General features: G+C 74.8%; 9 protein-coding genes and 1 pseudogene. 2 read left to right on the forward strand and 8 right to left on the reverse strand.

Annotation, left to right across the window (positions count from 1 at the left end; all coding sequences use genetic code 11):
* Positions 1-41: 41 nt before the first annotated feature.
* From PKE99_RS36000 to PKE99_RS36010, 3 genes are read right to left on the reverse strand one after another with little or no spacing between them, the layout of a single operon-like run.
* Positions 42-788 (reverse strand): cobalt-precorrin-6A reductase, encoded by a 747-nt coding sequence (locus PKE99_RS36000; RefSeq protein WP_037050313.1) that lies wholly within the window; start codon positions 786-788, stop codon positions 42-44.
* Between the two features lie 45 nt (positions 789-833).
* Positions 834-1,577: a precorrin-4 C(11)-methyltransferase gene (gene cobM / locus PKE99_RS36005; protein WP_037050312.1), complete on the reverse strand. Its 744-nt coding sequence runs from the start codon at positions 1,575-1,577 to the stop codon at positions 834-836.
* On the reverse strand, positions 1,574-2,800 hold the full coding sequence (locus tag PKE99_RS36010) for a bifunctional cobalt-precorrin-7 (C(5))-methyltransferase/cobalt-precorrin-6B (C(15))-methyltransferase (RefSeq protein ID WP_037050309.1): 1,227 nt from the start codon (positions 2,798-2,800) through the stop codon (positions 1,574-1,576). Before PKE99_RS36010 ends, cobM begins: the two co-directional genes overlap by 4 nt.
* 93 nt (positions 2,801-2,893) lie before the next feature.
* Between PKE99_RS36010 and PKE99_RS36015 the strand changes: the two genes are divergently transcribed.
* Both PKE99_RS36015 and PKE99_RS36020 read left to right on the forward strand, forming a co-directional pair.
* The gene (locus PKE99_RS36015; RefSeq protein WP_037050306.1) at positions 2,894-3,550 is read left to right on the forward strand and encodes a haloacid dehalogenase type II; all 657 of its coding nucleotides are present in this window, start codon (positions 2,894-2,896) and stop codon (positions 3,548-3,550) included.
* Positions 3,551-3,920: 370 nt separating this feature from the next.
* The gene (locus tag PKE99_RS36020; RefSeq protein ID WP_037050304.1) at positions 3,921-4,817 is read left to right on the forward strand and encodes an IniB N-terminal domain-containing protein; all 897 of its coding nucleotides are present in this window, start codon (positions 3,921-3,923) and stop codon (positions 4,815-4,817) included.
* A gap of 93 nt (positions 4,818-4,910) precedes the next feature.
* On the opposite strand, the gene PKE99_RS36025 is transcribed toward PKE99_RS36020, so the two are convergent.
* The 5 genes and pseudogenes from PKE99_RS36025 to PKE99_RS36045 form a co-directional block, all read right to left on the reverse strand.
* A complete protein-coding gene (locus PKE99_RS36025) occupies positions 4,911-5,156 on the reverse strand; it encodes a hypothetical protein (RefSeq protein ID WP_037050302.1) in 246 nt (81 codons plus the stop codon).
* 10 nt (positions 5,157-5,166) lie between these two features.
* Positions 5,167-5,925, reverse strand: a complete 759-nt coding sequence (locus tag PKE99_RS36030; protein WP_081924543.1) for an ABC transporter ATP-binding protein — start codon at positions 5,923-5,925, stop codon at positions 5,167-5,169.
* On the reverse strand, positions 5,922-6,782 hold the full coding sequence (locus PKE99_RS36035; protein WP_231498349.1) for an ABC transporter permease: 861 nt from the start codon (positions 6,780-6,782) through the stop codon (positions 5,922-5,924). The genes PKE99_RS36030 and PKE99_RS36035 overlap by 4 nt, the downstream gene beginning before the upstream one ends.
* On the reverse strand, positions 6,779-7,822 hold the full coding sequence (locus PKE99_RS36040; RefSeq protein ID WP_081924542.1) for an ABC transporter substrate-binding protein: 1,044 nt from the start codon (positions 7,820-7,822) through the stop codon (positions 6,779-6,781). Before PKE99_RS36040 ends, PKE99_RS36035 begins: the two co-directional genes overlap by 4 nt.
* A gap of 201 nt (positions 7,823-8,023) precedes the next feature.
* Positions 8,024-8,396 (reverse strand): annotated as a pseudogene (locus tag PKE99_RS36045) (hypothetical protein); the annotation flags it as partial.

Here is an 8,396-nt window from a genome sequence, read left to right on the forward strand (position 1 = left end):
GGATGCGCGACTCGGTGCCCCGGAAGTGCCGACTCGCGGGCTCAGAGGCCCGCGACGGCCTCCTCGGGCGTGGCCACCACGGGCACGCCGGGCGGCAGCGCGGGCCGGTCGACCATCACCACGGGCACGCCGAGGGCGCGGGCGGCCGTGAGCTTGGCGGCGGTGTCCGCGCCGCCCGAGTCCTTGGTCACCAGCACGTCGACGGCGTGCTCGCGCAGGAGCGCCGTCTCGCCGTCGACGGTGAACGGGCCGCGCGCCAGGATCGACCGCATCCGCCGCGGCACGGGCGGGTCGGGAGGGTCGACCGACCGGACGAGGAACCACAGGTCCAGCTCGGCGAACGCCGCCAGGTCCTGCCGTCCGGTCGTCAGGAACACCCGCTCGCCCAGCCCCGGCAGCACCTCCGCCGCCTCGGCGAGGGACGCCACCCGGTGCCACCGGTCCCCCGGCTGCGCGGTCCAGCCCGGGCGGCGCAGGATCGTGAGCGGCACGCCGGTCTCTGCGCACGCGGCCGCGGCGTTCGCCGTCATCCCCGCGGCGAAGGGGTGCGTGGCGTCGACGACGTGCGTGACCGCCTCGCCCCGCAGGTACGCGACCAGCCCGGCGACCCCGCCGAACCCGCCGATCCGCACCTCGCCGGGCGGCAGCCGGGGCGAGCGGACCCGCCCGGCCAGCGAGGAGACGACCGAGAGCGCCCGGTCGGCCGACCCGGGCCGCGGCCCGGCGGGCTGCAGGAGTTCCGCGAGCGCCCGGCCGTCGGACGTCCCGCCCAGGATGAGTATCCGCACGTCAGGAGGGGTCGTGAGCGGCGAGTGCCGCTCTAGGGGCAGTTGTCACGCACGGCAGCGGGTGTCGGAGTACAGGTGGCTGTCCGGGAACTGCTCGGCCGCGAGGGCCGGGCCGACGATGATCACCGCGGTGCGCTGGATGCCGGCCTCGTGCACGGCGTGGGCGATGTCGTCGAGCCGCCCGCGCAGCACGATCTCGTGCTCCCGGCTGGCGTAGGCCACCACGGCGGCCGGGCAGTCGGCGCCGTAGGACGGCGCCAGCTCCTTCACGACCTCGTCGATGCGGTGCACGGCCAGGTGCAGCACCAGCGTGCCGCCGGCGGTGCCCAGCGCCTCCAGGGACTCACCCTCGGGCATCGGGGTGGCCCGGGCCGCGATGCGGGTCAGCGTGACGGTCTGGGCGACCGTCGGGACCGTGAGCTCGCGCCTGAGCGAGGCGGCCGCCGCGGCGTACGCCGGCACCCCGGGCGTGACGTCGTAGGGCACGCCGGCTGCGTCGAGCCGCCGCATCTGCTCGGCCATCGCGGAGAAGACCGACGGATCGCCGGAGGCCAGCCGCGCGACGTCGAGCCCGTGCTCGTGCGCCCGCACCATCTCGTCGACGATCTCGGCCAGCGTCATCAGCGCGGTGTCGACGGTGCGGGCGTCGGGCGGGCAGAGCTCCAGCATCTCCGGCGGGACCAGCGAGCCCGCGTAGAGGCACACCGGCGAGGCCGCGACGAGGTCGCGGGCGCGGAGGGTCAGCAGGTCGACGGCGCCGGGGCCGGCGCCGATGAAGTGCACGGTCATACGTCGCAGCTCCAGATCGTGACGGGCATGGCGGGCTTCCAGCCGAGGAACCCGCCGACGGGCTCGGCGCGCGCGACCTGCAGCCGCACCAGGGTGCCGCCGAACCGTTCGCGGGCGGCGGCGAGCGCGGCCTCGGACTCCACCGTGACGCCGTTGGCCACCAGCCGGCCGCCCGCGGGCAGGGCCTCCACGCACGCCTCGAGGACACCGTCGCGGGTGAGGCCGCCGCCGATGAACACGGCGTCGGGCGGGGGCAGGTCGGCGAGGGCCCCGGGGGCGCGCCCGGTCACGACCTGCAGCGCGGGCACGCCGAGCGCCGCGGCGTTGTGCCGGATGCGTTGCGCGCGTTCGGGATGCGACTCGACGGCGACCGCCCAGCAGGAGCGGTGGGCGCGCATCCACTCGATCGCGATGCTGCCGGCGCCGGCGCCGACGTCCCAGAGCGTCTGGCCGGGGCGCGGGGCGAGGTGGGCGAGGGTGACCGCCCGGACCTCGCGCTTGGTGAGCTGCCCGTCGTGGGCGTAGGCGTCGTCCGGCAGGCCGGGAACCTCGCCGAGCACCCGCGCGCCCGGCGCGGCGGCGCACTCCACGGCGACGACGTTGAGCGCATCGCCCTCCGGGTGCAGCCAGTCCCGCGCGATACCGGAGTACAGCCGCTCCCCCGGCCCCCCGAGCTGCTCGAGGACGGTGAGCCGGCTGGGGCCGAACCCGTCCGCGGTGAGCTGGGCGGCGATCAGCGCCGGCGAGGCGGCGCCCGCGCTGAGGACGAGGACCCGGCGGCCGGGACTCACCGAGCGGCGCAGCCGTTCGACCGGGCGGCCGACGACGCTCACCACCTCGACGTCCTCGCTCGGCCAGCCGAGCCGCGCGCAGGCCAGGGTGACCGACGACGGGTGCGGGATCACGTGCATCTGCTCGGCGCCGACGGTGCGGGCCAGCGTCGCGCCGAGGCCGAAGAACATCGGGTCGCCGGAGGCCAGCGCGCAGAGCCGCTGTCCGGCGTACTTCGCCAGCAGCCCCGGCGGCGCCGGGACCAGCGGCGACGGCCACGCCACGAGCTCGGCCTCGACCTTGCCCGCCACCAGGTCCAGCTGGCGCGGCCCACCGAGGATCACCTCGGCCGCCGCGAGGGTCTCCTGGGCCGTGCCGGCGAGCCCGGACCAGCCGTCCGCCCCGATCCCGACGACGGTGACCGCCGGCCCCTCGTGCGCACCCGTGTTCACGGCTGCAGACCATACGTGGCGGCCGGGTGATCGCGGTCGGCGTCGTGGGCGGAAGCACGGCGGCGCGGGCCCGCCGGTGCGACGATCGCCGGCATGGCTCCCGAGACGGTGGTCTTCGACGTCAACGAGACCCTCTCCGACCTGCGCCCGCTGGCCGAGCGGTTCAGCGAGCTCGGCGCCCCCGAGCACCTCTCGACCCTGTGGTTCGCGAGCACCCTGCGGGAGGGGATCGCGCTGGCCGCCGCCGGCGACTACCGGCCCTTCGCGGAGGTGGCCCGGGAGACCGCGCTGGACCTCCTGGCGCCCTACACCTCCGACGAGGACGCACCCGACCATGTGATCAGGGGCTTCCTCGGGCTGCCGCTGCACCCGGACGTCGCCGAGGGGGTCCACCGGCTGCGGGCGGCCGGCTCGCGGCTCGTCACGCTGTCCAACGGCTCGACCTCGGTCGCGGAGCGGCTGCTCGGCGAGGCGGGGATCCGGGACGAGTTCGAGTACGTCCTCTCGGTCGACGACGCCGGGATCTGGAAGCCGGCCCCGGGCGCGTACGAGTTCGCCGCCCGGGTGTGCCGGAGGGAGCCCGGCGAGCTGCTGATGGTCGCCGTGCACCCGTGGGACCTGCACGGGGCCGCGCGCGCCGGGATGCGGACGGCGTGGATCGACCGGGACGGCCGGCGCTACCCCGAGCACGTGCAGGCGCCGGACCACCGGGTGCCGACGGTCGGGGCGCTGGCCGAGCTCCCGGGTTGAGCCCCCGCACCCGATCGGGGCGCGGAACGGGGGTTCCGGGCAAGCCGAGGTCAAGAGCGGCCCGTATTCTCTCCGCCGCCGATCCGGGTTTCCTCATGCAGTCGTAAAACGGCCCGCCGAAAAGCGCTTTCCGGCGTACTCGCCGCCTTGGTGACCGGCCGTCCGGTTCCTGCCGAGAAAGGGAGTCGTCGCAGGTCACCTGAGCGGATGGAGCGTTCCGCCGCCCCGTTGTCGGAATTGCCGCACCGTCCCCGCACGGCGGCCGCGGAAACGGGGGTCCACGCCCGATCCCTTCCGCGGCCCCCGTTCCTAACGTCGTCGCCGAACCGCCCGCCGAGGGCAATTCCGCGACGACACCCGGGAGACCACCGTGGCCACCACGACCCTGCTCGACCTGCTCATGAACCTGCTGCAGAACCCCGCCGAGCAGCAGGCGTTCCTCGCCGACCCGGCCGGCTACCTCCAGGAGTGCGGGCTCGCCGACCTGTCCCCCGAGGACATCAAGGACGCGGTGACCCTCGCGGCCGACGGCCCGCACCACGACTGGGACGGCCACGGCCACCACGAGCTGCCGCCGGCCCCGCCCGTGCACCACCACCACGACGACTCCGGCCACCACGACCCGCACACCGAGGCCGCCGACTACCTCAAGACGTACATCACCAACACCTTCGTCGACGACCGGAGGACCTTCATCGACCAGTCCTTCCACCAGGACATCGACACCCACGGCGGCGACGTCGACCAGCGCATCGACCTGCACCAGGCCAACGCCACGGGTGACGGGTCCGTCGCGGTCGGCGGCGACGACCGCGCCCCCGTCGCGACCGGCGACCACGCCGTGGCCGGCCGGGGCAACGAGGTGGTGAACGGGGACGACAACGCCGCTTCCTTCGGCTCCGGCTCGGCGGTCAACCAGTCCGGTGCCACCGCCGACCACGGCGGCGCGCTCTCCGGCACCGGCCCCGCCACCGGGAACTTCACCGACAGCAACGACCACCTGGCGAACTTCGGCTCCGGGTCGCTCGCGGACAAGGGCGGCGACGCGACGCAGTCCGACGCGCACAACTCGACGGACAGCCACGACGACTCGCACGACGACTCGCACGACGACAGCCACGTCGACAGCGGCCACAACGACACCGACACCCACGTGTCCGACGACCACTCGTTCACCGACGACCACACGGTCGACGACAGCCACGCGGTCGACAGCCACGCGACCGACGACCACTCGATCGACCACTCCTTCGACCTGCACGCCTGATCCGTGAGTGCCGACTGCCCCTCTAGCGGCAGTCGGCACTCACGACCCCCGGTGAGCTGCGGGAACGCCTGCCCGGCCGCGGCGAGCGTGGCGTCAGCTCACGTCGGAGGAGTGGTCCAGGTGCGCGTAGTGCTTGGGCCGCAGCCGCATCGCGTGCACCACCCGCTCCCCCACCGGCCCGCGCTCGACCACGACCTCCAGCAGGTTGCGGTCCTGGTCCGGGCCGATGCACAGCGTCCGGCCGGGCTCCTGCGGCACCCGCCACAGCGGCGCGGCCACGACCGCCCGGATGGCGTCGGCCGGGATGCCGTGCTTCAGCGCCCCGGGCGTGATGTCCACGCGGACCAGCCTAGAGCCGGGTCCCGCCGCGCAAGGTGTCGAGCAGCTCGGCCTCGGCGGCGGCGAAGGCCGGATCGGTGAGCACGCCGACCTCGCGCGGCCGGGGCAGGTCGATCCGCACCTCGCGGGCGACGTGCGCCGGACGGGGCGAGAGCACCAGGACGCGGTCCGAGAGGAACACCGCCTCCCGGATGTCGTGGGTGATCAGCAGGACCGTCCAGCCGAAGCGCCCGCGGACCTCCTCCAGCCACTCCTGCATCGCGGTGCGGGTGAGCGAGTCGAGGGCACCGAAGGGCTCGTCGAGCAGCAGCACCTCGCGGTCCTGCACCACCGTGCGCAGCAGCGCCGCCCGCTGCCGCATCCCGCCCGACAGCTCGGCCGGCCGGGACCGCTCGAACCCCGCCAGCCCGAAGGGCCCGAACAGGTCCCGCGCGCGGTCGCGGGCCTCCCGCCGGCGCATCCCGGCGACCTCGAGCCCCAACGTCGTGTTGTCCAGCACCGTGCGCCACGGAAAGAGCAGGTCCTTCTGCGGCATGTACCCGAAGGTCTCCCGGCCCGCGGGCGCGCCGTCGACCAGCACCCGGCCGCGATCCGGCTCGACGAGCCCGGCCAGCACGCCGAACAGCGTGCTCTTGCCGCACCCGCTCGGCCCGAGGATCGAGACGAACTCGCCCGGCGCCACGTCGAACGACACCCCGTCGAGCACGGGCAGGTCGCCGAACGCGAGCTCGAGCCCCTCCACGGTGATCTTGAGTGGGGTGATCTTCACCGGCGGGCCCCCCGGATCCACGGCGCCACGACCCGCTCGACGAGGTACGTCAGGCCGAACAGCGCGACGCTGACCAGGGCCGTCACCCCGACGGCGGCGAGGACGAGGTCCGTGCGGAAGGAGTTCTTCTGCTGCGCCATGTAGATGCCCAGCCCGGCCCGGGCGCCGACGTACTCGGCGAAGATCGCGCCCGTGACCGCGTACGTGATCGCGATGCGCAGGGCGGTGAAGAACGACGGCAGCGCCCCCGGGAGCCGGACGTACCGGAACTCCGCCCACCGCCCGCCACCCATGCTGCGCAACAGGTTCGACGCCTCGGGGTCGGCGCGGGAGAAGCCCTCGATGAGCCCGACGGCGATCGGGAAGAAGGTCACCAGCGCGATCACCAGCACCTTCGGCAGCAGCCCGAAGCCGAACCAGATGATCATGAGCGGCGCGATGGCGATGATCGGCAGGGTCTGCGAGGCGACCAGCAGCGGCACCAGCGCCCGCCGGAGCCACGGCGAGAAGTCGACGACGACCGCCAGCGCCCAGCCCACCGCCAGCGACACCGCGAACCCGACGGCGGTGACCTGCAGCGTCGGGAGGGTGTTGGCCCACAGCACGTCCCGGAAGGCCCAGCCCTGCTCGACGACGCGCAGCGGCGAGGGCAGGACCTGCGGGCGGACCGCGAGCGCCGTGACGGCCCACTGCCACGCCGCGAGCAGGAGCAGCACCACCAGCACCGGGGGGGCCGCCCGGCGCAGCAGCGACACCCGGCCCCGGGCCGGTCGGCGTGCGGGCGAGCGGCCCGCCCGCCCGGGGAGGGCGGGCGGGGGTGACCCGGGCTCCGCGAGGACCCGGTCGGCGCGGGTCACGACGTGGCCCCGCCCGGGGCCAGGTAGTCGTTCGTGAACCAGGTCGAGAAGTCGGGACGGGTGGTGACGGGCTTCCCGGAGGCGTCGGTGACCGCGCCCGAGTCGATCAGGAAGCCGGAGAAGCCCTGCCAGCGGTCCAGGGTCTGGGTGCCGACCTTGCCCGCCGCGTCCTTCAGGTAGTCCTGCGCGAGCATGTCCTGGCTGCGGGTCACGAGCTCGGGCTCGGTGAAGGCACCGGGGTTCGCGTCCTGCAGGTCCTTCGCGGCGCGGGCCGGGTCGTCGGCGGCCAGCTGGTACCCGCGCTGGGCGGCCTGCACGAACTTGGCGGCCTGGTGCGGATGGTCCTTCAACCAGGTGGAGTTGCCGATCAGCAGGACGTTGTAGGCGTCGGGGAAGCCGTAGTCGGTGTACTTGAAGGTCTTCAGCGGCTCGTTGCGCATCTGGGCCTCGATGCCTTCCCACGCGACGAACGGCTCGGTGAAGTCGACCTGCCCGGCGTAGAGCGCCTCGTACGCGCTGGTCCCGAGGGTGACGGTCTGGAACTCGCCAGTCCCGCCGGCGTCGCGGATGACCTGGCGCATCTTCGGCTCCTCGCCGGGACCGCCGAACCCGCCGTAGGTCTTGCCGTCGAGGTCCTTGGGCGAGGTGATGTCGGCCCGGTCCGCCTTCACCGCCACCTCGGTGGCCCAGTGCTGCAGGACCGCCATGACCGAGGTGATGTCGGCGCCGGCGGCCTTCGAGAAGGTGAACGAGTCCTGGAAGCTGATCCCGAACTCGGCGGCGCCGTTGCCGACCAGGGTGTCCGGCGAGGTGTCGCTGTACGGCAGGAACTGGACGTCGAGCCCCGCGTCGCGGAACCAGCCCTCCTGCTGCGCGACGTACAGGCCGCTGTGGTTGGTGTTCGGGGTCCAGTCCAGGGCGATCCGGATCGGCTCCGGTGCGCCCTGCTGCTGGTCGGCGGCGCCACCGCAGCCGGCGAGGAGCAGCGCCAGCCCCACCACGAGGGCGGTCAGCCGAAGAACGACACGGGACGGGGACATGCGCGACACGGTCCTCCCTACGCCGGTGCTAACCGGGTCAGGTGCGAACGGTCGACGGCCGGTCCTGCCGCCCTCTCAGCCTCGGATCGTGAGTGCTCCCGCGGGTTCGGAAGCAGACCCTACGTCCCCCCGCGCCCCGGTGCCACCGCCTCCCCCGCCCTCGCGGTGTGACGTCCGCGTGACGGGGAGGCGGCGCGCGGGTCAGGTGATGTCGGCGCGGCGGTGCCGGGCGCGCGGTGCGCCGGACCCCGGGACGTGCGGCCCCTCGGGGGCGGGCGGCGCGGCGCGGCGGCCGGACGCGGAGCGCTCGTCCCCGGTCGGCCCGTCCTCCCGGCGCTGCTGCGGGACCCGCGGTGCGTCGGGCCGGTCCTCGGCGCGACGACGACCGCCGGACCGCTCCGGTGTCCCCGGGCCGGGGAGCGCGGCCTGGTCGAGGTCCCAGGGGTCGCGACCGGGCAGGACCTCGCCGACCGGCAGCCGGTCCGCGGGCTCGCGGAGGCGCCGTCTGCCGCCGCCCGACGGAGGTGCGGCGGCCGGGCGCTGCTCGCCGGACCCGGCCCGCCGGGTCGGCCAC

This window comes from Pseudonocardia halophobica, assembly GCF_027922425.1.
In the GTDB taxonomy this organism is placed as follows: domain Bacteria; phylum Actinomycetota; class Actinomycetes; order Mycobacteriales; family Pseudonocardiaceae; genus Pseudonocardia; species Pseudonocardia halophobica.

Coding starts and splice junctions, on each gene's coding strand:
- cobM (WP_037050312.1), bottom strand. CDS start 1,577: ATGACCGTGCACTTCATCGGCGCCGGCCCCGGCGCCGTCGACCTGCTG.
- PKE99_RS36015 (WP_037050306.1), top strand. CDS start 2,894: ATGGCTCCCGAGACGGTGGTCTTCGACGTCAACGAGACCCTCTCCGAC.
- PKE99_RS36040 (WP_081924542.1), bottom strand. CDS start 7,822: ATGTCCCCGTCCCGTGTCGTTCTTCGGCTGACCGCCCTCGTGGTGGGG.